The sequence below is a fragment of the Coprococcus eutactus genome (assembly GCF_001404675.1).
Classification (GTDB): Bacteria; Bacillota; Clostridia; order Lachnospirales; family Lachnospiraceae; genus Coprococcus; species Coprococcus aceti.
In genome coordinates this window covers 905322-929747 of sequence record NZ_CYXU01000001.1, presented here as the reverse complement: position 1 = coordinate 929747, position 24426 = coordinate 905322, and the positions used below count along the sequence as shown (strand labels likewise).

The 24426-nt window shown below is 46.4% G+C and carries 18 protein-coding genes; 16 read left to right on the top strand and 2 right to left on the bottom strand.

Annotation, left to right across the window (positions count from 1 at the left end):
* Nucleotides 1-21 precede the first annotated feature (21 nt).
* The 4 genes from ARA78_RS04035 to ARA78_RS04020 all read left to right on the top strand — a co-directional run bounded on the left by ARA78_RS04035 (nt 22) and on the right by ARA78_RS04020 (nt 7516).
* The gene (locus tag ARA78_RS04035; protein ID WP_055280020.1) at nt 22-3558 is read left to right on the top strand and encodes an EAL domain-containing protein; all 3537 of its coding nucleotides are present in this window, start codon (nt 22-24) and stop codon (nt 3556-3558) included.
* A gap of 79 nt (nt 3559-3637) precedes the next feature.
* Nucleotides 3638-4312 (top strand): orotate phosphoribosyltransferase, encoded by a 675-nt coding sequence (gene pyrE, locus ARA78_RS04030; protein ID WP_055224141.1) that lies wholly within the window; start codon nt 3638-3640, stop codon nt 4310-4312.
* A 112-nt stretch (nt 4313-4424) separates the two neighbouring features.
* Complete coding sequence (locus ARA78_RS04025) at nt 4425-6530, top strand: LTA synthase family protein (RefSeq protein ID WP_055280019.1); 2106 nt, start codon at nt 4425-4427, stop codon at nt 6528-6530.
* 113 nt (nt 6531-6643) lie between these two features.
* Nucleotides 6644-7516: a methionyl aminopeptidase gene (locus ARA78_RS04020; RefSeq protein WP_055273503.1), complete on the top strand. Its 873-nt coding sequence runs from the start codon at nt 6644-6646 to the stop codon at nt 7514-7516.
* A gap of 122 nt (nt 7517-7638) precedes the next feature.
* On the opposite strand, the gene htpG is transcribed toward ARA78_RS04020, so the two are convergent.
* Nucleotides 7639-9597 carry a molecular chaperone HtpG gene (gene htpG / locus ARA78_RS04015; protein ID WP_055280018.1) on the bottom strand — a complete coding sequence of 653 codons (1959 nt, stop codon included), beginning with the start codon at nt 9595-9597 and terminating at the stop codon, nt 7639-7641.
* A gap of 250 nt (nt 9598-9847) precedes the next feature.
* The gene (locus tag ARA78_RS04010; protein WP_055144706.1) at nt 9848-10345 is read right to left on the bottom strand and encodes a DUF5721 family protein; all 498 of its coding nucleotides are present in this window, start codon (nt 10343-10345) and stop codon (nt 9848-9850) included.
* A 182-nt stretch (nt 10346-10527) separates the two neighbouring features.
* Between ARA78_RS04010 and glgA the strand changes: the two genes are divergently transcribed.
* From glgA to ARA78_RS03950, 12 genes are all read left to right on the top strand, one after another.
* Nucleotides 10528-11964 carry a glycogen synthase GlgA gene (gene glgA / locus ARA78_RS04005; protein WP_015534807.1) on the top strand — a complete coding sequence of 479 codons (1437 nt, stop codon included), beginning with the start codon at nt 10528-10530 and terminating at the stop codon, nt 11962-11964.
* Nucleotides 11965-12058: 94 nt separating this feature from the next.
* Nucleotides 12059-13804: an Rqc2 family fibronectin-binding protein gene (locus ARA78_RS04000; protein WP_055280072.1), complete on the top strand. Its 1746-nt coding sequence runs from the start codon at nt 12059-12061 to the stop codon at nt 13802-13804.
* Nucleotides 13805-13899: 95 nt separating this feature from the next.
* Nucleotides 13900-14778 carry a YicC/YloC family endoribonuclease gene (locus ARA78_RS03995; RefSeq protein ID WP_055280017.1) on the top strand — a complete coding sequence of 293 codons (879 nt, stop codon included), beginning with the start codon at nt 13900-13902 and terminating at the stop codon, nt 14776-14778.
* 27 nt (nt 14779-14805) lie between these two features.
* Complete coding sequence (gmk, locus tag ARA78_RS03990) at nt 14806-15444, top strand: guanylate kinase (protein WP_015534810.1); 639 nt, start codon at nt 14806-14808, stop codon at nt 15442-15444.
* Nucleotides 15445-15521: 77 nt separating this feature from the next.
* Complete coding sequence (gene rpoZ / locus ARA78_RS03985; protein ID WP_015534811.1) at nt 15522-15761, top strand: DNA-directed RNA polymerase subunit omega; 240 nt, start codon at nt 15522-15524, stop codon at nt 15759-15761.
* A 137-nt stretch (nt 15762-15898) separates the two neighbouring features.
* Nucleotides 15899-17452, top strand: coding sequence for a UDP-N-acetylmuramoyl-L-alanyl-D-glutamate--2,6-diaminopimelate ligase (locus ARA78_RS03980; protein ID WP_070097445.1), 1554 nt, complete (start codon nt 15899-15901; stop codon nt 17450-17452).
* Entirely contained in the window at nt 17421-19679 is a 2259-nt protein-coding gene (priA, locus tag ARA78_RS03975) for a replication restart helicase PriA (protein WP_055280016.1), read from the top strand. The genes ARA78_RS03980 and priA overlap by 32 nt, the downstream gene beginning before the upstream one ends.
* Nucleotides 19680-19699: 20 nt before the next feature.
* Complete coding sequence (gene def, locus ARA78_RS03970) at nt 19700-20167, top strand: peptide deformylase (RefSeq protein ID WP_015534815.1); 468 nt, start codon at nt 19700-19702, stop codon at nt 20165-20167.
* Between the two features lie 34 nt (nt 20168-20201).
* The gene (fmt, locus tag ARA78_RS03965) at nt 20202-21128 is read left to right on the top strand and encodes a methionyl-tRNA formyltransferase (protein ID WP_055280015.1); all 927 of its coding nucleotides are present in this window, start codon (nt 20202-20204) and stop codon (nt 21126-21128) included.
* Between the two features lie 35 nt (nt 21129-21163).
* Nucleotides 21164-22501, top strand: coding sequence for a 16S rRNA (cytosine(967)-C(5))-methyltransferase RsmB (rsmB, locus tag ARA78_RS03960; protein ID WP_055280071.1), 1338 nt, complete (start codon nt 21164-21166; stop codon nt 22499-22501).
* Nucleotides 22502-22531: 30 nt separating this feature from the next.
* Nucleotides 22532-23608 carry a 23S rRNA (adenine(2503)-C(2))-methyltransferase RlmN gene (gene rlmN / locus ARA78_RS03955; protein WP_055144700.1) on the top strand — a complete coding sequence of 359 codons (1077 nt, stop codon included), beginning with the start codon at nt 22532-22534 and terminating at the stop codon, nt 23606-23608.
* An 83-nt stretch (nt 23609-23691) separates the two neighbouring features.
* Nucleotides 23692-24426, top strand: a complete 735-nt coding sequence (locus tag ARA78_RS03950) for a Stp1/IreP family PP2C-type Ser/Thr phosphatase (protein ID WP_015534819.1) — start codon at nt 23692-23694, stop codon at nt 24424-24426.

Below are 24426 nucleotides of genomic sequence, written 5' to 3'. Positions count from 1 at the left end.
AGTTTTAAGGGGTGTTGGGTTATGGAAGATAACATAGATATTGAAAAATATGCACAAAAACTCCGCATGGAACTGGATGAGGCGCTTGGCAGAAATGAGGAGCTCAGCGAGGAGATATCTGATCACGCAAGGATGCTGGAGAAGACTCTTGACAATCTGGCAGGCGGTGTGGGTATATTTGAACTTCACGGGAATAAGCCGGCTGTCAGGTACATGAGCAAAAGCTTTTACAAGCTGTTCAATGTGACCGAGGATCAGATGAGTGGATATGCCAGTGACTACGTGATGCTGGCTATTCCAGAGGATCGGTCTGTCCTTAAGAAGCAGATCCTGGAGACCATAACGAGTAACAAGACCACGGTGCATGACATCCGCTTTACGGATGTGAATACCGGGGGATATTTGTGGATACAGGTCTGCCTTTCTGTCATGTCCATAAAAAAGGGAATCATCGCACTGTGTGCGGTGTTTATCGATGTGACAAGCAAGATGGAAGCGGAGCTGGAGAACAAGGCGCAGTCTGAGATGCTCAGGCTGATACTTCAGGGAAGCGGAGAGTCCATAATCGTGTACGATGTCCCAACGGATACTCTGATAAATAAGAAGGTCGTGGATGGCGAGATGGTCACCACCATGAAATATGAGAATTTCTATAAGGGCATCGACACTAACAGGATAGTCCACGCTGACGACAGAGACGCCGTGACCGGCATGTTCAGAAAGATCCTTGATGCGGATGCGGATAGCTGTGACAGGCTGATGGGTGATCTGCGCCTTGATCTGAATGGCGGAGGCAAATGTGAGTGGTACAGAGTGCTCTTTGTTCCTCTCAGGGACTCCAAGAAAAAGGTTTGCAAGATATTCGGAAAATATTACTCCATAAACGATGAGAAGATAAGAAGTCAGGAGCTTCAACTCAGGGCGGAGAGGGATTCTCTGACGGGACTTTACAATCATGTCACATTTCAGCACAAGGTGACAGATATGCTTGAGTCATTCCCAGGTGAGCTCTGCGCTTTTTATATCATGGATATTGACGACTTCAAACATATAAATGACGCATTTGGACACTATGCGGGGGATGATCTCCTGTGTGATGTTGCTGTGACTCTTGAGGAAGTTGCCTCGGCGGCCGGAGGATTCTCAGGACGACTGGGAGGCGATGAATTTGCACTGTTCATCCCGATCGTCGACAGAAGGGAGGATGTGTATAAGCTTGCTGATGATATACAGTCCAGACTCACCACCATCAACTGCAGTCTTCCGCACACTATGTCCGTGGGAATAAGCGTTCACAGGATAGAGGATGGGATAGAATTTGATTTGTTGTACAGCGAGTCGGATCAGGCGTTGTACGCGGCAAAGAGGGGCGGCAAGAACCGTTACTGTGACTATGCCGACTCAGCGGATATGCATTCATGTGATTCGCATCACCGCGGATATACATACAATGATGACGAAGGTCTTATGCTGGATGAGATATCTGATATAGCATATGTTGCGGACATGAAGACCCACGAGATGTATTTCATCAACAAGGCGGCGAAGAGAAGCCTTGGAATTGCGGAGAACGACGATTCTTACAAGGGTAAAAAGTGCTTTGAGATAACCCAGGGCGGTGATGACCAGTGCCCATTTTGTTCTAATGAGATACTGGTTCCCGGACAGAGTTATGTATGGAATCACTACAACAGCAAGGCAAAGGGACTGTATGTGGTGAAGGATAAGATAGTTGACTGGCACGGAAGAAAGAGCCGGCTTGAGATTGCAGTTGACGTGTCTGATATAGATAAGACAACACAGGTTCTGGCGGACAGCTATGACATAGAGGATGCCCTTGTCAATTTCATGGCGAATATAACTTCAAAGCAGAGCAGTGAGGAGAAATATACCAGTCTGCTCGAGGTGATTGGAACTTTCTACAATTCCAAGAACGCCTGCCTTGTGGAGTATGGACAGGATGGCACAGGGGAGCTTTATTACTGGAAATCATCAGACGAGGAGTCGATAGAGAATGGTCTGAAGGCTCTTGTCACACAGAAAATGAGGGATGAACTGGAGAAGGAAGTCCTCAGGGACGAGGTTCTCATAGTGAACCGTTCCCATCCATTAAGGAATCCTGAAACAGGATTTGCACGGATGCTGAGTGACAGCAGGATATGGTCACTGTATGCGGTTCCGATCATAGTGGACGATGAACTGCTCGGCAGGGTATTTGTGTTCAATCCGGAGAAGCATAATGGAAACATAAGACTCATGAAGAACTTTGCTGCCTTTATCGGAAGTGAGATATATCAGAGACATCTGAAGGAGGATCAGCAGTTTGAGTTCACCCATGATAAGCAGACAAAATGCTTTAACAGGAACAGTTACATAGACTATATAAGAAGCAGAAAGAATTTGAGCAGTCTGGGACTGGTTGCTGTGGATATCAATGAGATAAGGGGCATCGCGGAGATGTTCGGACCGGATTATGCGGACGATGTGATTCTGCAGTTTGTCGGAAGGATAAGGAAGACGTTCCCGGACGACAGGGTGTTCCGCATGGGCTATGAAAGCTTTATCATCATATGTGAAAATATTGAGCAGTTGAAGTTCAATGTATACGCTTCAAGACTCAGGGAAAATCTGCTCTACGGTGAGTTCACGGCATGCTGTGGCTATGTCTGGACAGATTGCAATATTGATGTCCGCAGGATGGAGGATCATGCGGCAAATCTCCTGTATTCCGAGAAGCAGCGGTGGTATGAACAGCAGGACTGTCATTCGGTGAAGTGGAATACGCTGAAAAAGGATATGGTGAAGAAGGAGCTTGAGGAAGGACTGTTCTATGTCCTTTATCAGCCGAAGATGCTGTATCCGTCAGGAAAGATATGCGGGGCAGAGGCCCTTGTAAGATATTCCGGAAATGATGACTTGGCGGATGTTATCGACAGACTTGAGAAGAGCAGGACTGTAAAATATGTGGATTTTTACGTGCTTGAGAATGTGTGCAGAGATCTGGCAAAATGGCATGAAGAGGGAATGCCATACATCCCGGTATCCTGTAACTTTTCCAGAATGTCGCTTATAGAGAGCAATGTGGCCAAGCAGATAGCAGCAGTGGTTGACAGGTATGGAATACCGCATGATGTGGTCGAGATAGAGATAACGGAGTCGGTCAGTGAGCAGGAGCATGATACTCTGGTGAACATTTCGAACAATATACATGAACTTGGCTTCAGGATCGCGATGGACGATTTTGGAACAAAATACTCAAATGTCGCCATGCTTGCCCATATGGGATTTGACATTATCAAGTTCGACAAGAGCATGATAAATGACATAACTGTCAATCCGGTGGATCGCACGGTTATGTGTCATCTCATAAACATGTGCAATGAACTGGGAATGTTCTGTATAGCTGAGGGTGTGGAGACCGAGGATCAGGCGGATGCGCTCAGCAGCATGGGACTGGCTTGTATACAGGGGTATCTGTGCAGCAGGCCGCTGGAGAAAGAAAAGTATGTGGAGATGTGCAGGGAAAGAGGCATATCACAGCCGTACACCAATAAATAATTGAATCTTTATATGGATTATGGTAGTATGTGTAGGAAAAAGGGCAAAAAAGCCTGAAAACAGGAGGATTCGCAGAGACATGGAACAGTACAAGAAGGAATTTATCGAATTTATGATTGACTGTAACGTACTCAAGTTTGGAGATTTCGTTACAAAGAGTGGAAGAAAGACACCATTTTTTGTCAATACAGGCTTTTACAGAACAGGTGCCCAGCTCAAGAGGCTTGGCGAGTATTATGCTGAGGCTATAAATGCAGAGTTTGGTCTGGATTTTGATGTGTTATTTGGTCCTGCATACAAGGGAATACCTCTCACAGTTGCGACAACTATGTCCATAGCAGAGATGTACGATGAGGACATCAAGTATTGCTCAAACAGAAAAGAGGTAAAGGATCACGGCGACAAGGGAATACTCCTTGGAAGTCCTATAGAGGATGGCGATAAGGTTGTCATCATCGAGGATGTCACAACAGCCGGAACATCTATTCAGGAGACACTTCCTATCATCAAGGCACAGGGCGACGTGGATGTCATGGGTCTTGTGGTTTCAGTAGACAGAATGGAGAGAGGCCAGGGCGAGAAGAGTGCGCTGACAGAGATCGAGGAGAACTACGGAATCAAGACAACAGCTATCGTAACAATGGCAGAGGTAGTGGAGCATCTTTACAACAGAGAGTATAAGGGAAGAGTTATCATAGATGACACCCTTAAGGCCGCTATCGACGCTTACTACGATCAGTACGGTGTAAAGTAGATATAATATATCTTAAAATATTGTAAAAAGTCTTAAAATATTATATAAAATAAAGATATGGAGTTAAGGGCCATATCTTTATTTTTTTTGTTTATATGGGAGATTTCAACGTATGATAAAGTTTTTTAAGGCGATGTTTGGGGATGTAAGGGAATATTTCAGAAAATGGTCGGGGTGGATACTGTTCACTGTGTTGATCCTGTATTATGAATTGCTGTTTCACGGCATGAATTTCAGCCTGGATGATGGAAACATAGCCGCTATAATAGCATTTGCGGTGGTGGCTGGAGGCGTGTTCGGCGTGCTGACAGGATTTTTTCCGCCGGTCATCAATAAGATACTTGCAACGCTGTTCACGTTGTTTACGGGTGTGATCTTCATCGCCCAGTACGTATATCATTCGGTCTTCAACAACTATCTGTCTGTTATTGGAACCATAAAATTCGGCAATCAGGCTGTGGACAATGCGGACACGGTCATATCCAATATAAAGGCACAGATAGTGGACGTTATTCTTCTGGCTGTCCCGGTGCTCATAATGATCGTGTGCATATGGACATTTATGGCATTTGACAGGAGAAGGTGGTGGGTGAACCTCATAGGTGCCGCCGGAACAGCTCTGGTGTATGCCACAACACTGTTTGTGATGTGGGCTGTGGACTCGGATGTGTACAGTCCGTACAATTTATACAAGGAATATACATCGGTTGATCTCTCTATTGAAAAGCTCGGCGTCATGGAGAGTTTGGTGGTGGATGTCAGAGAGGGTATCGCAGGCAAGAGCTCAGCACAGAGCAGGATAAACTTTGCCTCGGGGGGTGAGGTCGATATCGACTCACTTGCCTCCACAGAGAGCACAACGATGCAGGAGATTACCACCGAGACGGTGGATGTCGCGGAAGCGACCACAGAGGAGGTTGTGATCGACACATCCCCGAATGTCCTGGATCTGGATTTTGATGCCATAAATGACCTTGCGGGAAATGATGCGGTTTCATCGCTCAGCGAATATTTTGCAAATATACCCCCGACAAATAAGAATGAATATACAGGTATGTTCGAGGGCTATAATGTCATATGGATAACTGCGGAGGGGTTCTCAGGCTATGCGCTTGATTCCGGTCTGTTCCCTACACTGTCAAAACTTGCGGACGAGGGCTTTGTCTTTGAAAATTACTATCAGCCGCTATGGTACGGTTCAACATTAGGCGGAGAGTATGCAAACCTGATGGGAAGCCCGACTAAGAACGGTTCATACCTCAGTATGTGCAGGGCTGCCGACAATGAGAATGGCATGCTGTTTTCCATGGCAAATACGCTCAAGAGACTCGGCTATAGCTGTTACGGATTCCATGACAACGACTATACATATTATGACAGGAATATCACCCATCCGGCGCTGGGATACGAGTGGATAGCCAGCGGTAATGGGCTTGAGTACCAGACTGACGAGAACGGGCAGGACATGTGGCCTCAGTCGGATCTTGTCATGATGGAGGAGACATTTGACAAGTATACAGAGACGCAGCCGTTCCACCTGTACTACCTGACGGTCAGCGGTCATGTGCCATATGGATACGGTGCGGCAAATTCCATGGCGGAGAAGAACAAGGCTGTGGTCAGTGACCTTAACTATGTCCTGGATACGACAAAGGCATATCTGGCATCCCAGTACGAAATGGAAAAGATGCTTGAATATATGATGAATAGACTTGAGAAGAAGGGGCTGCTGGACAATACTGTTATCGTCCTGGCGGGGGATCATGTACCGTATGACAATATGGACGTTGTGGATGAACTGGCAGGGGAGAACTTTGGAAACAGTCTTGAGGCGTACAGGAGCAGACTTGTCATATGGTCGGCGTCGATGGAGAAGCCGGTGAGAGTTGACAAGGTGTGCAGCAGTATAGATATCCTGCCGACCATGCTCAATTTCATGGGAGTGGATTATGATTCGAGGCTCATCATAGGAAGGGATATCCTGTCAGACAGTACAGGACTGGTGCTGTTCCCGGACAGAAGCTTTATAACGGATGCATTTGAATATAACGCAGTCACGGACACGCTGACATCCCACACGGGTGCGGAGGTATCGGATGACAGTTTCATTGCGATGCAGCTATATGTCGCGGATAAATTTACAGCAGCTGACAACATAACAGAGTCGGGGTATTATACATATGTTGCCAGGTATCTGGGGATAGACGAGGATAATTGACAATATTTATCATATTAAAATGTGGAATTATTCTCAAAAACGTATTATAGTATTTGTGGCTAATACCATAGGTATGTAATGAAAATATTATGCAATAAAGAAAGAGGTTAATTATGAAACTTGGTAGAAATGATATGTGCTGGTGCGGAAGTGGTAAGAAATACAAGGCCTGTCACCTGGCTCTTGACGATAAGCTTGAGGATATGAAGAACAGAGGATTCAAGATCCCTACACATGCGATGATCAAGAACGCAGAGCAGATCGAGGGAATCAGGGAGGCTTCAAAGGTCAACACATCTGTGCTCGACTACATAACTCCATTTGTCAAGATAGGAGTGTCTACCAGAGAGCTGGATGACCTTATCTATAACTATACAAAGTCCATAGACGCTATTCCTGCATGTCTTGGATATGAGGGATATCCTAAGAGTGTGTGTATATCGGTAAATGATGTGGTATGCCACGGCATTCCAAGTGATGACATTATTCTCCAGGATGGAGATATAGTTAATATCGACTGTACAACAGAGTACAAGGGATATTTCGGAGACTCATCAAGAATGTTCATGCTGGGAAATGTTGATCCCGCATGGAAGAAGCTTGTAGAGGATACAAAGAAGGCTCTTGATATAGGTGTTGAGGTGTGCAGCAAGCCATATGTGACCATAGGAGATATAGGATATGCCATCAACAAATTTGCACAGGAGCAGGGCTATTCGGTTGTCCGTGAGATAGGCGGCCATGGAGTAGGTCTTGCAATTCATGAGGAGCCTTATGTAAGTCATATAGGACAGCCTGGCAAGGATTATGTGCTTGCTCCGGGAATGGTGTTTACCATTGAGCCTATGATCAACATGGGCGGCCCTGATGTATATCAGGATGCAGATGACGGCTGGACTATCTACACGGAGGATGGCTCACCATCGGCACAGTGGGAGTACACACTGGTTATGACAGAACATGGAGTGGAGATACTTGCCCACTAGGGAGTGGAATAGAATAAAAGAGCAGCAGCCTGATATGCTATCAAAGACATATCGGGCTGCTGCTTTTTGTTGTGTTAGTTATCCATTAGGATCTGCTGCCGTAAACCGGCAGACAGATTATATTACTTTGTAAGTATTCCAAGGATTTCGTTGCTTCTTGCGATGAACTTGGTCATTGCCTCTGCTGACAGTGGACGGTTGGCAAGTACGGCCAGATCATATAACTGGCAGCAGATCGTAGCTGTGTTGTCGCTGTCAGGGTTGTCCAGAACGTATTTAACAAGCTTGTTGTTGCTGTTCAGGATGAGTGTCTCTCCCTCGCCCTGACCGAACATTGATGGATCCATACCGGCCATGCCGTACATCTTCATCATTTCCTGCATACGTCTTGTCTCCTCAGGCTGGGTGAGGATAGAAGATGTATTCTCATCCTTCAGGGATTCAACCTTTACATTCAGGTTCTTCATGTCGAGAGCCTTCTCAAATGTAGCTGTGAGCTTATCCTTGTATTCCTTTGCAGTCTCCTCGGAGAGCTCCTCGCCGACAAAGTTGTCAGAGAGCTCAGCGTCTATTCTGTAGAAGTGAACATTCTCATTCTTCTGCTCAAGCAGTGTGATGAATGGGCTGTCGATGGTCTGTGTCATGATCAGCGCGTCCATGCCCTCAGCCTTGAACATATTGATGTACTGTGACTGAGCCTGCTCGTCGGTTACATAGAATACCTTGTTCTCGTATTTCTCTTTTCCTGCCTCAAGATACTCAGGGAGAGTTATATACTTGCCATCAAGATTCTTGTAGATGCAGAAGTCCTTCATCTTGTCAAGAAACTTGAGATCCTTCAGACAACCAAACTTGATAAATGGGTTGATGTCGTCCCAATACTTCTCGTAGTCCTCTCTGTGTGTCTTGTACATGCCGGACAGCTTGTCTGCAACCTTCTTGGTGATGTAGTCTGAAATCTTCTTGACAAATCCGTCATTCTGGAGCGCACTACGTGATACGTTCAGTGGAAGATCAGGACAGTCGATACATCCCTTTAAGAGCATGAGAAACTCAGGAATTACTTCCTTGATATTGTCGGCGACGAATACCTGGTTGTTGTACAGCTTGATCGTTCCCTCAAGGTTGTCATACTGTGTATTGATCTTAGGGAAGTACAGGATACCTTTCAGGTTGAATGGGTAGTCCATGTTCAGGTGTATCCAGAACAGAGGCTCCTTGTAGTCGTGGAATACCTTTCTGTAGAACTCCTTGTATTCCTCGTCGGTGCAGTCGTTTGGATGCTTTGCCCACAGTGGGGTAGTGGTGTTGAGTGGCTTAGGAGCTTCAGGCTTCTTCTCCTCGGTCTTTGTATCGTCTGCGTCTGGGCCCTTGCTGTCCTCAGCATTATCTGCTGTGTCGCTGACTTCCTTTGCATCCACGTCTACAGTAGCATCCTTAGGATCTTCCTGTGGCTCGTCTGCGTTGGTGTAGTAGATCTCAACAGGCATGAACGAACAATACTTGTCGATGACCTCCTTGATCCTGTATTCATTTGCAAATTCATAGCTGTCCTCGTTCAGATAAAGGGTGATGGTAGTACCTCGGTCAGCCTTAATGCACTTCTTCATGGAGTATTCAAGGCCGTCCTCGCACTCCCAGTATACAGCGTCCTCGCCGTCCTTGTATGACTTTGTCTCGATGGTGACCTTGTCGGCAACCATGAATGCGGAGTAGAAGCCCAGTCCGAAGTGGCCGATGATCTGTTCCTCTGTTGCCTTGTCCTTGTACTGCTCAAGGAATGCCTCGGCTCCTGAGAAAGCGATCTGGTTGATATATTTCTCAACCTCCTCCTCAGTCATACCGATACCGTTATCGGTAAATGTGATGGTCTTGTCGTTGGCACTTGTGGTCACATCTATACGATATGGCTCATCCGGCTCGTCAAATTCGCCCATAAGAGACAGCTTCTTAAGCTTTGTAACGGCATCACAGCCGTTTGATATAAGCTCCCTGACAAATATATCGTGGTCTGAATACAGCCACTTCTTGATGACAGGGAAAATGTTTTCACTGTTGATCGATAAATTTCCGTTCTTCATAATTGTATACATCTCCTTAAAATATAATGGTTTTCAATGAAAGATGTGTCATCCCCGATCTGTGTTCAATCTTAATAGAAATGTACACTGACACATCAGGCTAAAAGGTATGATAAATCAGCTGGGAACTAAAGTCAAGAAAAAATTAGCACTCAGACAAAATGAGTGCTAACAGGGGCGGCGCGTAAAAAAATCCGGCATCAGATGAGGTGCCGGATCTTCAAAAATCATATTAAATTTCTTCAAAAAATCAGCTTTCGGTGAAATATATTCCGGCAGTCTTCAGGAAATCCCTGATCTCCGCATCCCACACATGCTCAAGGGTCTTATCCATGGTGAATATGTTCTGGGTCGCCATGGATGTGAGTTGTATGCTCATGCCGTCATAGTAGACGTTCAAGGTGAGATTTGCCACATCAGATACAGGTATGGTGAGATGGTTCTTCTCAAGCATATCCATGATGTCCGGCTGGGAGAGCACGAGCACTATCTTGAAGCTCAGTGGCAGCTTCTTTCCTCTTATAACATTATATACATGTGGTTTTATGGACTCCCATGAGGCGTAGGATGTGGAAGCCATGAGCTCCAGCTCCTCCTTGTCATAGAAATCCTTGTTTACCCTTCCGTCAAAGCTGTATGTTATCCCGCTTTTTACAAATGCCTCCATGGCGAGAAAACGGTCAAATGTATTGTCCATCAGAAGCTTCTTCACGAAGTCCCTGGTCTCGGTGATGGTGATGTCTAACATTGAAAATCTCCTGTTTTCTGGATTGTGATCCAGCCGTATCTGCGTGCGGCTGCATGCTAAAAGTATATCAGCGGAATGTGGCAAATGCAACAATATAGATACACTGATTTATTGAATTATGGATACCCGTGTGATATAATGTACAAGGATTTAATGTCTAAATGTTATGGAGGGTTTATTTGATGAAGAAGGTTGCATATATAGCATCAGAGTGTGTGCCATTTATAAAGACGGGTGGTCTTGCGGATGTAGTTGGAACACTGCCAAAGATATTTGATAAGAACGAGTATGATGTGAGAGTCATCATGCCGAATTATCTCTGTATTCCGAACAAGTACAGGGAGAAGATGCAGTATATAACGCATTTTTATATGGACATCGGTTACAAGAATGATTATGTTGGCGTTATGTATCTGGAGTATGAGGGTGTCAAGGTATATTTCATAGATAACGAGTATTACTTTAACGGATTTACACCTTATGGTGATGTAAAGTGGGATATCGAGAAGTTCTGTTATTTCTCAAAGGCAGCGCTTTCGATCCTTCCATCGATCGGTTTCCAGCCGGATATACTTCACTGTCATGACTGGCAGGCAGGACTTGTGCCTGTATATCTCAAGACTCTGTTTGCAGGAGATATGTTCTATACAAGCATGAAGTCTGTTATGACTATTCATAATCTCCAGTTCCAGGGCAAGTGGGATATAAAGACCATTCAGGAGTATTCAGGACTCCCTGATTATGTATTTACACCGGACAAGCTGGAGATCCAGAAGGATGCTTCCATGCTTAAGGGCGGACTTGTATATGCAGATAAGATAACAACGGTAAGTAACACATATGCCAAGGAGATACAGACTCCATATTATGGAGAGGGACTTGACGGGCTCTTAAGTGCCAGATGGCAGTCACTCTGGGGCATTGTCAACGGTATAGATTACGAGGTATGGAATCCTGCAACAGATCCACAGGTATATAAGAACTACAGCGTGGATAACTTCAGACAGCTCAAGAAGATCAACAAGATCGAACTGCAGAAGGAATGTGGACTTCCTCAGGATGAGAATCAGTTTGTAATAGGAATCATATCCAGACTCACAGACCAGAAGGGTCTTGATCTGGTTGACAGGATCATGAACGATATATGCTGTGACGGAGTACAGTTCATCGTCCTCGGAACCGGTGACGGCAAGTACGAGAACATGTTCAAGTATTATCAGGGAATACATCCTGCAAAGGTATCAGCGAACATCTATTATTCAGATGAGAGATCTCATAAGATGTATGCAGGCTGCGATGTGATGCTCGTGCCTTCAAGATTTGAGCCATGTGGACTCACACAGCTCATGGCACTCAGATATGGCACAGTTCCAGTAGTAAGAGAGACAGGTGGTCTTGCAGATACAGTTGAGGCTTATAATCAGTTCGAGGGTACAGGAACAGGATTCTCATTTGCTAATTATGATGCATATGAGCTCCTCAATGCCATAAACTATGCAAAGGAAGTGTACTATAACAACAAAGAGGCATGGTATGGAATCCAGGAGCGTGGCATGAGACAGGATTACTCATGGTATAACTCAGCGAATATATATAAGGATCTCTACAATTCACTGTAGGATCAGGATAGCAGTAATGTGGTAGTAGATATGGAAGAGGCAGAGAATGAATTTGCATTTTCTGCCTTTTTTCAGGGATATAGGAGAGACAGATATGGCGTTTGACGGAATAGTGATATCCAATGTGGTAAGAGACATGAAGGAGAAACTCATCGACGGAAGGATATATAAGATATATCAGCCGGAGAAGGACGAGCTCAACATAGTAATAAAGAATAACAGGGAGAATTACAGGTTGCTCATGTCTGCGGATGCAAGCCTCCCGCTTATATACTTTCAGCAGTCCGCCAAGGAGAATCCTATGACAGCGCCGAATTTCTGTATGCTCCTCAGGAAGCATATCAACAACGGAAGGATAGTTGATGTGTATCAGCCGGGCTTTGAGAGAATAGTTGTCATGGTCATCGAGCATCTGGACGAGCTTGGAGATCTAAAGAGAAAGAAACTCATCATAGAGATCATGGGTAAGCACAGCAATATCATATTTGCCACGGATGAGAATGTCATCATCGACAGCATAAAGCATATATCCCATATGGTGAGCTCAGTGAGGGAGGTTCTTCCGGGCAGGACTTATGAGTATCCTCCGGCGGGAGGAAAGGTATCCCCGCTTGAGATAGAGCGCGGGGACTTCATAGAGCGTGTGAGCTCGAGCCCTACGAATATCATAAAGGCGATATACCAGAACATAACCGGATTTTCACCGGTTGTGGCGAGTGAGATAACCTACAGGGCAGGACTTGACGGCAACATGCCTGTGGACAGCATGAGCGAGGCGGATGTCGCAAGGCTTTATGATGAATTTGCCGGGATAGTATCTGATATAAGGAACGGGGACTATACTCCTGAGATCATACTGGACGGTTACACTCCAGTGGAGTTCTCGTCGGTGCATCTGTCGATGTACAGCGACAAGACCATAGAATCAAGGGATGACATTTCAAAGGTGCTTGATGAGTATTTCTACAGAAAGAGTGCGGTCACAAGGATAAGACAGAAGTCATCGGATCTCAGAAAGATCGTCTCGAATGCCATTGAGAGAACGAGCAAGAAGTACGACCTGCAGCTCGCTCAGTTAAAGGACACTGAATCCAGGGAAAAGTACCGTGTGTACGGAGAACTGATCAACACATATGGTTACAATATAGAACAGGGAGCGGACAGTTTTGAGGCTCTCAACTACTATACTAACGAGATGATAAAGATCCCGCTTGACAAGACCATATCTGTTATGGACAACTCCAAGAGATATTTTGCGAGATACAACAAGCTCAAGAGGACTTATGAGGCACTTACACAGCTCACTGTCGAGACGAAGAGTGAGCTGGAGCATCTTCAGTCGGTACAGACGTTCCTTGATATGGCGATAGATGAGAATTCACTGGCACAGGTCAAGGAGGAGCTCGTAGCCTGCGGATATGTAAAGGGACATTACGGACGCAAGGGCGACAGGAAAAAGGCAAAGTCAAAACCGCTGCACTACATATCCAGCGATGGATTCCATATGTATGTGGGCAAGAATAATATCCAGAACGATGAGCTCACATTTAAATTCGCAAATGGTGGGGATATGTGGTTCCATGCTAAGAAGATGCCGGGTTCCCATGTCATCGTGAGACTTGAGGGTGCGGGAGAACTTCCTGATTCTACATATGAGGAGGCGGCAAGACTTGCAGCGTATTATTCGTCTGGAAGGACGGCACCGAAGGTGGAGATAGACTATACCGAGCGCAGAAATATCAAAAAGCCTGCGGGGGCAAAGCCTGGATTTGTAATATATCATACGAATTACTCGATGATTGCAGAGCCGAGGATTGCGGGAATAGAGGAAGTACAATAAATAATTTGATTTTTAAACAGGTGTGAAGTATAATATATTATCTGTTATCAGGTAATTGAAAACAACATATAACCTGGGAATATTAGGAGACAGATATGGTAAAAAGCATGACAGGATTTGGCCGCAGCGAGAGGGTGACTGATGCATACAAGATAGTTGTAGAGATGAAGTCAGTCAATCACAGATTCTGCGACATCAATATAAAGCTCCCGAAGAAGATAAGCTTCTTTGAGACAAACATAAGAACATATCTCAAAAAATATATTGAGAGAGGAAAGGTTGACGTGTTCATCACATACGAGGATTTCTCGGATGACAATGTCAAGCTGAAGTACAACAAGGACGTTGCCGAGAAGTACATGGGATATTTCGAGGAGATGTCCAAGGATTTTGGAATTGAGAACAGCATAACACCTGCACAGCTTGGAGGCTTCCCTGACGTGTTCACGGTTGAGGAGCAGGCGGTCGACCAGGATGAGCTGTGGAAGATAATAGAGACATCCCTTGACGAGGCTGCGAAGATGTTCGTGCAGTCGAGGATAACAGAGGGAGAGAACCTTAAGAAGGACATGATCGACAAGCTTGACGGAATGAGAGCTACCGTTGATTATATAGAGGAGATATCACCTGAACTTGTGGAGGAGTACAGACGCAAGCTCACGGACAAGATCACAGAGGTTCTTGACAATCCTGTTATAGATGAGAACAGGATCGCCACAGAGGTCGTTATATATGCGGACAAGATATGTGTGGACGAGGAGACTGTAAGGCTTAAGAGCCATATCAGCAGCACGAAGAAGATTCTGGAGGATGGCGGAAGCGTCGGCAGGAAGCTGGACTTCATCGCACAGGAGATGAACAGAGAGGCGAACACGATACTTTCAAAGGCCAATTCACTTGATGTGTCAGACAAGGCGATACAGCTCAAGACTGACATAGAGAAGGTCAGAGAGCAGATACAGAATCTGGAATAGAGTACATAATTTTTAGAGGTAATGATGATGGCAGATAAGAATACAAAGCGTGGATCGCTCATAGTCATATCCGGTTTTTCAGGAGTTGGAAAGGGCACAGTTGTCAAGAGACTTGTGTCGGATTTTGGATATAACCTTTCAGTGTCGGCGACGACAAGATCACCGAGAGAGGGTGAGGTCGATGGAAGAGAGTATTATTTCATGGATCGCAAGGATTTTGAGAATCTCATTGACTACGGCGGATTTATCGAGTGGACACAGTATGTAGAGAATTATTATGGAACTCCAAAGAAGTATGTTGAGGAGAAGCTTGCTGATGGCAAGGACGTCATACTCGAGATAGAGGTCATGGGCGCACTCAATGTCAAGAAGCAGTTCCCTGATGCGCTTCTCATATTTATATCAGCTCCAAGCATAAGCGAGCTTAAGAGCAGACTGGCAGGAAGAGGAACAGAGTCGGAGGAGACCATAATCAAGAGACTCCGAAAGGCCACAGAGGAAGCTGAGGACATGGACAAGTACGACTACATCATAGTCAACGATGATCTGGACGAGTGTATACACACCGTGGATTCAGTCATCAGAAGCTATGGCTGCAGAAGAGATAATCAGCTTGGATATATAGCCGGAATAAAAGAAGAGCTTGCAGAGATAAAGAAACTCTGATAAATTAGACTGGATAACAGTGGACAGCAGTTTAGAAGAATATTTCAATAATCATATAAGAAAGGGGATATAATATCATGTTACATCCATCATACACAGACTTAATGTCAGTAGTAAATGCAGAGGTTGAGCCAGGTGAGCAGCCTGTAGTAAACAGCAGATATTCAATCGTTCTTGCAACAGCAAAGAGAGCAAGAGAGATCATTGATGGTCAGGAGCCTATGGTGGCAGCAGACCCAAAGAAGAAGCCATTATCCATCGCTGTAGATGAAGTTTACCATGGAAAGGTAAAGATCGTCGGAGCAGACGAGGATTAACAGACCGGAATATATAGCGGTAAGTGAGAAGAATGGAGGTTGGAGCTTTTAGCACAGCCTCCTATTTTTCTGATACACAACTGTGCCGGATGTGGCATATTCTAAATAAACAGGAATATGTCGACGGGAGGTGTATCATGAGGGCGTCAGATGTTCTAAAAGGCACGGTCTATGAGATCCTGGCAGGGGACATTGACTGTCAGATTACGGATCTGGCAGATGATTCCAGAGATGTCACACAGGGAACTCTTTTTGTGTGCCGGAGAGGTGCGAGAACAGATGGACATCGCTATATAGATGATGCCGTGGCAAGGGGCGCAGCGTGTATAGTCATGACAGATGATATCGGCATACCTGCGGAGCGGTCAGCCGGACGCTGGGGGGATACCGATGGTGTACTGATCGTGAGACTGTATGACTATCGCCACGGTATAGGAATGATATGTAATAATTTCTGGAATTTTCCGTCACGAAGTATGAAGGTTATAGGTGTGACCGGGACAAAGGGAAAGACCACGGTCGCATGTATGATAAAGTCTATGCTGGACAGATGGGGGCGTAGAACCGGTCTTGTGGGAACCATAGAGATCGATGACTGTATTCGGAAGATACCATCTGTGAACACCACTCCGGGAACGATATATCTCCATCGCAAGCTTGCAGACATGGTGGCAAATGGTGCGGAATACTGCGTCATGGAGGTATCGTCACAGGGGCTTATGCACAGCCGTGTGTCGGGGGTAGAATTTGATATATGCGTATATACAAATCTTGCTCCGGATCACATTGGGCGGAATGAACACCGCACATTTGCCGAGTATGGGAGATGGAAGAGAAGCCTGTTCTCAAAGTGTAAGACTGCGGTGATAAATGCAGATGACATGTATTCTGGGTGTATTGCTGCCGAGGCTGTGAATGCAGGGGCTGAAGTGGTATATTATGGTGTGAGGAATCACACTGCAGCCGGGGATGGCAATGTGTGTATGGCGGGAGCGATACACAGGCTCATTCTCCATAGAGTTATGGGTATAGGCTATGAGTGTGAGAGAACGGACGGGGAGAGCACTTACATGACTGTTGGCATACCGGGAGAGTTCAATGTGTACAATTCTCTTGCTGCGGTAACCACTTGCGGGATCATCGGGATACCGATGGAGGTAATGCAGGATTCGCAGTCGGATATGAAGGTGAGGGGCAGACTCGAGCCGGTGGAGATTCCGGGATACGCAAGGATATTCATCGATTATGCCCACAATGCCGTGAGCCTGGAAAATGTACTGACCACCCTCAGACAGTACAGGCCGAAGAGGCTTATATGTCTGTTCGGATGCGGCGGCAACAGATCAGCCGGGCGCAGAAAAGGCATGGGATTTGTGTCGGGCAGGCTGGCGGATATGACGGTCATAACAAGTGATAACCCGAGGTTTGAATCCCCGGAGGCGATAATGACGGATATTGAGACCGGGGTTCTCGAGGGCGGAGGAGAATATGTAAAGATATGCAGCCGTCTGGATGCTATAAGATACGCTCTGGAGATTTCGGACAGGGATGATATAGTCCTTCTGGCCGGCAAAGGCCATGAGACATATCAGGATATAGAGGGACGCAGGACACAAATGGACGAGAGAGAAATGATACGGCAGATATTGGAGGAGAAAAATGCGGGGATTGTACGCAGATGTGATAATTGATATATCCCATGAGGCGATAGACAGAACATTTCAATATGCTATTCCTGACGATATTGCCGGCAGGATACAGATAGGAAGTCAGGTCAACATTCCATTTGGCAAGGGAAATAATCGGAGAAAAGGCTATGTCATAGGGATATCGGATTCCACGGAATATGATGAGAGCAGGATAAAGTCTATAGATTCTCTGTGCGAGGATGGCGTGGCAGCTCCGGGAAGGCTCCTTGCCCTTGCGGCGTGGATAAAGGAGAACTACGGCTCCACCATGATAAATGCCATCCAGACGGTGATGCCGGTGAAAAAAACGGTTAAGTCCGTGGTGGTCAGATATGTTGTCCTTTCATGCGAGGATGTGGACACATGGGAATACAGATATATGAAGAAGAATGCCAGGGCAAAGCTCAGGCTCCTCCGCGAGCTTATGGTGAGACATGAGCTCCCAATGACGGAGGCCACCGGGGCTTTGAATGTGTCACATCAGGCGGTTAAGGCCATGGAGGACGAAGGTGTCGTTCGTATCGTTGAGGACAGCAGATACCGGGATGTGGTGTCTGACGCGGTGAGGCAGCAGGCATTTGAGGCTCCTGATATAGAGCTTAACAGTGACCAGCAGAGGATAGTCGATGATTTCGTAAGTGATGCAGATCAGGGTATACACAGGACATATCTTCTTCATGGCGTGACGGGAAGCGGCAAGACTGAGGTGTATGTGAGGTGTATCCGTGAAGTCGTCCGCGCGGGCAGACAGGCGATCGTGCTGATACCTGAGATAGCACTCACGTATCAGACACTTACATATTTCTCCAGATACTTTGGTGACCGTGTGACCATGGTCAACTCAAAGCTCAGCAGCGGGGAGAAGTATGATCAGTTTGAGCGCGCAAGGAAGGGCGATGTGGATGTGGTGATAGGCCCGAGGTCTGCGCTGTTTACCCCATTTGAGAAGCTGGGACTTATAATAATAGATGAGGAGCATGAGAGCAGCTATAAGAGTGACAGCCCGCCAAAATATCACGCAAGGGAGACTGCCATAGAACGTGCAAGGCTTGAGGGGGCGAGTGTCATACTCGGTTCCGCAACTCCTTCTGTGGAGAGCTACAAGCGTGCACTGGCGGGTGAGTACAGGCTGTGGACCATGGACAGCCGTATTGAGGGCAGAGCCATGGCAGAGACAAGCATAGTAGATCTCAGGGATGAACTCCACCGGGGCAACAGATCCATAATAAGCGACGAGCTTGCAAATGATATAGCGGACAGGCTCAGCAAGCGGGAACAGATCATGCTGTTCATCAACAAGCGGGGATATAACAGCTTTGTATCCTGCAGGAGCTGCGGAGAGGCAGTGAAATGCCCGCACTGTGACGTGTCCATGGCACTGCACTCTGGAAATAATACACAGAAGGGCGTGCTTGTGTGCCACTACTGCGGATTCAGAATGCCGGAGCCGGACAAATGTCCGGCGTGCGGTTCAAAGCTCATAGGAGGCTATGGAGTCGGAACCGAGAAGGTCGAGCAGGAGGTACACAGGTTGTTCCCGGAGGCCAGGACCTTAAGGATGGACAGGGATACGACCTCGAAGAAGAATTCTCATGAGCAGATACTTGAGAGCTTCGGAAGAGGCGATGCGGACATACTCATAGGAACCCAGATGATAGTCAAGGGACATGACTTTTCCAGAGTGACACTTGTGGGTGTGCTGCTGGCGGATCTCACACTGTTCAGCGGAGACTACAGAGCCGGTGAGAGGACATTTGACCTGCTGACCCAGGCTGCGGGAAGAGCCGGAAGAGGTGATGTGCCCGGAAAGGTTGTGATACAGACCTACAAGCCGGACAACTACGCCATAACTGCGGCAGCGTCCCAGGATTACAGGGCATTCTACGATATCGAGGAGGCGTACAGATCACTCATGAGGTATCCGCCGGAGTGGAATATGATGGTCATAATGGGAACGGGCATGGACGAAGAACAGCTTGCCAATATAATGGATAGGATGTATTCTCTTATAAGGGGAAAATATATAAATGCAGGACATCTGTCTGTGATCGGTCCTTCGGAACCGGCCATATCAAAGATAAAGGATGTGTACAGGCGGGTGTTGTATATAAAACACCGGGATTACAGGATGCTGGTGGATGTCAAGGATTATGTCGAGGAATGGCTTAAGGAGAACGGAGAGAACGATGTGAGCGTATTCTTTGACCTGAATCCGGTAAATATGTATTAGTGAAAAGGAGATTTGTGGACATGGCGATAAGAAATATAAGATATGACGGAGATGACATACTCAGAAAGGTGTGCAGACCGGTTGAGAAGATGGATGACAGAACACTTACACTCATAGATGACATGTTTGATACCATGTATGAGGCAAATGGAGTTGGACTTGCCGCACCTCAGGTTGGAATCCTCAAGAGGATAGTTGTTATTGATGTCGGCGATGACAATCCACTCTGTCTTATAAATCCTGTGATAACAGAATCAGACGGAGAGCAGACAGGTGAGGAGGGATGCCTCAGCCTTCCTGGAAAATTTGGAACAGTTACAAGACCTATGCATGTAATATGCAAGGCATTTGACGAGAATATGGAGGAGTTTACAGTCGAGGGAGAGGGACTTCTGGCGAGAGCTATCTGCCACGAGCTTGATCATCTTGACGGAAAGCTCTACAAGGATCTTGTCGAGGATGGCCTTCACGAGGTAGAGCAGAATTAAGAGATACTTAACCTATAACAAGGAGGACATGCAGATGAGAGTTATATATATGGGAACCCCTGGTTTTGCCGTGCACGCACTTGTATCCATAGTGGAAGCGGGACATGACGTTGTGGCATGCTTTACGCAGCCGGACAAGGCAAAGGGAAGAAGCAAAAAGCTTCAACCGACACCGGTGAAGGTACAGGCAATGGAATATGATATTCCGGTATATCAGCCGGTGAAGCTCCGTGAGCAGGAGAACGTGGACATCATCAGAGCGTATGCACCTGATGTGATAGTTGTGGCAGCATATGGCCAGATACTTCCTGAGAGCATACTCAATATTCCGAAGTACGGATGTGTCAATATCCATGCATCGCTGCTCCCGAAGTACCGCGGTGCGGCGCCTATCGAGTGGGCGATCATTGACGGCGAGCAGGAGACCGGAGTCACCACCATGTACATGGCAAAGGGACTTGATACCGGAGATATGATAGAACATTCGATTGTGTCTATCGGTGACGATGACACTGGAGAGACATTGACGGACAAGCTTGCGGCAAGCGGTGCGCAGCTTATACTGTCAACCCTTGAAAAGCTTGAGAATGGAACTGCGGTCCGGACACCTCAGGATGACAGCCTGAGCTGTTACGCTTCCATGTTGAACAAGGGTATGGGAGATATAGATTTCAGTGAGCCGGCAGAGAAGATAGAGAGACTTGTGAGAGGCCTTCAGCCATGGCCTTGTGCATACACAAGGATAGGCGGCAAGAATGTCAAGATATATGGGGCAAAGGTAGTGAGCCGTGAGGATGGCATTGCACCGGGTGAGATAACCATGGTGACCAAGAAGACATTTGCCATAGCGTGTGGACAGGATGCACTCCAGATAACAAGATTGCAGCCTGAGGGCAAGAAGCCTATGGATGCGGCGGCGTTCCTTGCGGGCAATAAACTCACAGCCGGAGAGCACATCTGATCAAATATATCTGATGAAGAATGGACAGAGGTAGAATGGATACAAAGACTCGAGAGGTGGTTCTGACCACATTACTGGACATAGAGAAAAATCATACATTTTCAAATATAGCACTTGGAACGGCACTCCGCGCCAACCAGTTCATGAGCAAACAGGACAGGGCGTACATCACGAGAATGGTCGAGGGAGTCACAGAGCAGAGGATAAAGCTGGACTACATAATAAACCAGTTCTCCAAAACAAAGGTGAACAAGTGCAAGCCGCTCATAAGATGCGTCCTCAGGATGGGAACTTACGAGCTGTTCTTTATGGACTCTGTTCCGGATTCGGCTGCCTGCAACCTGTCGGTGAAGCTGGCGGTGGATCATGGATTTGGAAGCCTCAGAGGCTTTGTCAACGGAGTGCTCAGAAATATCGCAAGAAACAGGGATGGTATAAAATACCCTGATAAGAACACATCACCTTTGGAATACTATTCGGTTGAATATTCAGTTCCTGTGGAGCTTGTGGAGATACTGCTGCAGGACTATGGCAGCGAAACGGTGGACAGGATACTCGGAAGCAGCTACGAAATGCGTCCGACATCCATAAGGGTGAATACAGACAGGATAAGCGTTGATGAAGTCGAGAGGAAGCTGGAGACCGCTGGAATAGAGACAGTGCGAGGAAACCTGAATGACACATCACTTCTTATAAAGGGATATGATTATGTCAGAAGGATCCCAGGATTCATGGATGGAGAATTTGTTGTACAGGATCAGAGTTCGTGTCTGGCTGTAAGGGCAGCAGGTATACAGAATGGAGATCTGGTGGTGGATGTGTGTGCAGCACCGGGCGGCAAAACCATGTATGCCGCAAGTCTTGTGGGACAGACAGGAAGGGTGATCTCAAGGGATCTCACCGAGAACAAGACGGAGCTCATAGAGGAGAACGTGGACAGACTTGGACTGACAAATGTCACTGTCGAGGCATGGGATGCGAGAGAACTTGATGAGAACCTTGTCGGAAAGGCTGATGTGGTAATAGCAGACCTTCCGTGTTCGGGACTTGGCATAATGGGCAGGAAGAACGATATCAAGTACAATGTGACAGGTGACAGCATAGACGAGCTGGCACAGCTTCAAAGGGATATTCTTGACACTGTATCCAGATATGTGAAAACGGGTGGAACACTGGTGTATTCGACATGTACTATAGACAGCAGGGAGAATCAGAACAATGTTAAGTGGTTTGTGGAAAATCATGATTTTGAGACTGTGAGTATAGATGAGATCGTACCGGGGCACGGCGGCGATAAAGGATATGTAACTCTGTTACAGGGAGTAGATGAGTGTGATGGATTTTTCATATCGAAGTTCGTGCGTACAAAATAGATAGAACATGTATAAAAGATTGGACAGAGTATGGAAGTAAAGGATAGAGAAGATAAGGATATTAGACAGCCGGATCTGAAATCAATGAATATGGAAGAACTCAGGAACTGGGTCATCGGTGCCGGTCAGCCGGCATTCAGGGCGAAGCAGATATATCAGTGGTTTCATGTGAAGCTTGCGGACGGAACGGAGGAGATGACCAATCTGCCGAAAAGCCTCAGAGAGAAGATGGATGAATATGGAATATATGGTGTGAGCGTTGTCACCAGACTCATTTCAGAGGATGACGGCACAAATAAATTCCTGTTCAGACTCCATGATGGGAATGTCATAGAGAGCGTGCTCATGAAGTACAAGCATGGCAATTCCGTGTGCATATCATCCCAGGTGGGCTGCCGTATGGGCTGCAGGTTCTGTGCATCGACCATAGGCGGGCTGGTGAGGAATCTCACAGCGTCTGAGATGCTGTCACAGATATACAGCATCCAGAAGATAACAGGTGAGCGTGTGTCAAATGTGGTCGTGATGGGAACAGGAGAGCCGCTGGATAACTTTGACAATCTTGTCAGGTTCATAGAGATGCTGACGGACGAGAATGGACTGAACATAAGCCAGAGAAATGTCACAGTGTCGAGCTGCGGTTTAGTGCCTGAGATAAAGAGGCTTGCGGATATGGGGCTTTCCATTACATTTGCATTGTCGCTTCACGCGCCAAATGACGAGGACAGAAGGGCACTCATGCCGATAGCCAACAGATACAGCATTGCAGAGGTTCTGGACGCCTGTGATTATTACTTTGACAGGACGGGCAGGAGGATAACATTTGAGTATTCTCTTGTAAAAGGGCAGAATGACAGCCCTGAGAAGGCATGCGAGCTGGCGCGTCTCATAAGGGGAAGAAACTGCCATGTGAACCTCATTCCCGTAAATCCGATCAAGGAGAGGGATTACGAGAGGGCGGATAACAGCGCCATTGAGAATTTCAAAAATATTCTGGAAAGAAACCAGATAACAGCTACGGTGCGAAGAAGCATGGGGCGTGACATAGACGCAGCGTGCGGACAGCTCCGCCGTAAATATGAGGAGGAGAACAAGACGGATAAATAGTTCGTCTTGTTCTTTTTTATGTGTTGTGCTAAAATAGGCAAGGTGGCGTATCAGATAATATTTTAGGCTGATGGAGAGAATATATGAAATCATTTGGAATAACAGATGTTGGAAAAAAGCGTTCCATGAATCAGGACAGCATATTTTATACAGATGAGCCAATAGGGGCTATCAGCAATCTGTACATAGTTGCGGATGGCATGGGCGGTCATAAGGCCGGGGACGTTGCATCCAGAACGGCGATTGAAGCCGCAGTTGAATATATAAGTGAAAGCGAGATAAGCAATCCTGTATCGCTGCTCAAGAGGGCGATAATATATGCCAATGACAAGGTGTATAAGCTTGCGCTCAGCAATCCGGAGGATTACGCAGGTATGGGAACGACATTTGTAGCTGCAGTGATCGATGATGGAATCATGTATGTCGCGAATATAGGTGACAGCAGATTATATATAGTTAACAATGAGATAAGACAGGTCACACTTGATCACTCATTGGTTGAGGAGCTGATAAGGAATGGTCAGCTCGACAGGAATAAGGGACGGAATCATCCAGAGAAGAACATTATAACCCGAGCACTTGGAATAGGTGATGATGTGGTTCCGGATTTCTTTGAAGTAGAACTTTCAGCGGATGATAAGATCCTTCTATGTTCTGATGGTTTGTCGAACATGATAGAGGACGACGAGATTCGGGACATTGTATCAGAGTCGGATGATCTTAAGACAGTCGGTGAGAAGCTGGTGGAGAGAGCGAATTACTACGGCGGCAAGGACAATATATCTGCCGTTGTAGCTGCGATAGATTGGGAGGAATAA

Bases quoted from the DNA above. Each gene is read 5' to 3' on its own strand.
- ARA78_RS03995 (WP_055280017.1), top strand. From the start codon at position 13,900: ATGGTAAAAAGCATGACAGGATTTGGCCGCAGCGAGAGGGTGACTGAT.
- ARA78_RS03950 (WP_015534819.1), top strand. From the start codon at position 23,692: ATGAAATCATTTGGAATAACAGATGTTGGAAAAAAGCGTTCCATGAAT.
- def (WP_015534815.1), top strand. From the start codon at position 19,700: ATGGCGATAAGAAATATAAGATATGACGGAGATGACATACTCAGAAAG.
- ARA78_RS04035 (WP_055280020.1), top strand. From the start codon at position 22: ATGGAAGATAACATAGATATTGAAAAATATGCACAAAAACTCCGCATG.
- ARA78_RS04010 (WP_055144706.1), bottom strand. From the start codon at position 10,345: ATGTTAGACATCACCATCACCGAGACCAGGGACTTCGTGAAGAAGCTT.
- pyrE (WP_055224141.1), top strand. From the start codon at position 3,638: ATGGAACAGTACAAGAAGGAATTTATCGAATTTATGATTGACTGTAAC.
- htpG (WP_055280018.1), bottom strand. From the start codon at position 9,597: ATGAAGAACGGAAATTTATCGATCAACAGTGAAAACATTTTCCCTGTC.
- rpoZ (WP_015534811.1), top strand. From the start codon at position 15,522: ATGTTACATCCATCATACACAGACTTAATGTCAGTAGTAAATGCAGAG.
- ARA78_RS04000 (WP_055280072.1), top strand. From the start codon at position 12,059: ATGGCGTTTGACGGAATAGTGATATCCAATGTGGTAAGAGACATGAAG.
- ARA78_RS04020 (WP_055273503.1), top strand. From the start codon at position 6,644: ATGAAACTTGGTAGAAATGATATGTGCTGGTGCGGAAGTGGTAAGAAA.
- rlmN (WP_055144700.1), top strand. From the start codon at position 22,532: ATGGAAGTAAAGGATAGAGAAGATAAGGATATTAGACAGCCGGATCTG.
- ARA78_RS03980 (WP_070097445.1), top strand. From the start codon at position 15,899: ATGAGGGCGTCAGATGTTCTAAAAGGCACGGTCTATGAGATCCTGGCA.
- rsmB (WP_055280071.1), top strand. From the start codon at position 21,164: ATGGATACAAAGACTCGAGAGGTGGTTCTGACCACATTACTGGACATA.
- ARA78_RS04025 (WP_055280019.1), top strand. From the start codon at position 4,425: ATGATAAAGTTTTTTAAGGCGATGTTTGGGGATGTAAGGGAATATTTC.
- glgA (WP_015534807.1), top strand. From the start codon at position 10,528: ATGAAGAAGGTTGCATATATAGCATCAGAGTGTGTGCCATTTATAAAG.
- priA (WP_055280016.1), top strand. From the start codon at position 17,421: ATGCGGGGATTGTACGCAGATGTGATAATTGATATATCCCATGAGGCG.
- gmk (WP_015534810.1), top strand. From the start codon at position 14,806: ATGGCAGATAAGAATACAAAGCGTGGATCGCTCATAGTCATATCCGGT.
- fmt (WP_055280015.1), top strand. From the start codon at position 20,202: ATGAGAGTTATATATATGGGAACCCCTGGTTTTGCCGTGCACGCACTT.